At 60.3% G+C, this 531-nt stretch carries 1 pseudogene; it reads left to right on the forward strand.

What is annotated here, in order from left to right:
• Positions 1–151, forward strand: a pseudogene (locus ACZXDY_RS46360) (SOS response-associated peptidase); the annotation flags it as partial.
• Positions 152–531 lie beyond the last annotated feature (380 nt).

Here is a 531-nt window from a genome sequence, read left to right on the forward strand (position 1 = left end):
GATGCCGGTGATCCTGACGACAGATGAGGAGCGCGATGTCTGGCTGCGCGCCCCTTGGGATGAGGCCAAGGCCCTGCAACGACCGCTGCCGGATGCCACGCTCAAGATCGTCATGCGCGGCCCCGACAAGGAAGATAGGCTCGCCGCATAAAAGTTTGCTTATGCCCACCCCAGAGAGGAACGGAACGCCGTGGGTCCGATTACATCTCCATGACGGAACGAATCTTGTACGAAAGCAGCAACGGGGACACCTGGTTCCTGGCGCGCGATCCGACTTCCAAGATGCCCGTCGTAAGGCATCAGCCGAATCTAAGCTCTGGAGGACAGGTGTCCGACACGGCCATAGGTAAATTTCTTCGAGACGGAGCTAATGGGCCAGAACACCGAGCGCTCCTCGAGTTGATCGGCACGCTGATCGATGACTGATCGCACGCGGCCGCCCGTCGTCCATCGACGACGGAAGATCAGGCCCACTTATCTTCTTCGCGGCGGGCTTCGTCCTCATTGAGGCGCTCGGCCACGTCATCAGCG

Source organism: Bradyrhizobium sp. LeoB3 (assembly GCF_055456055.1).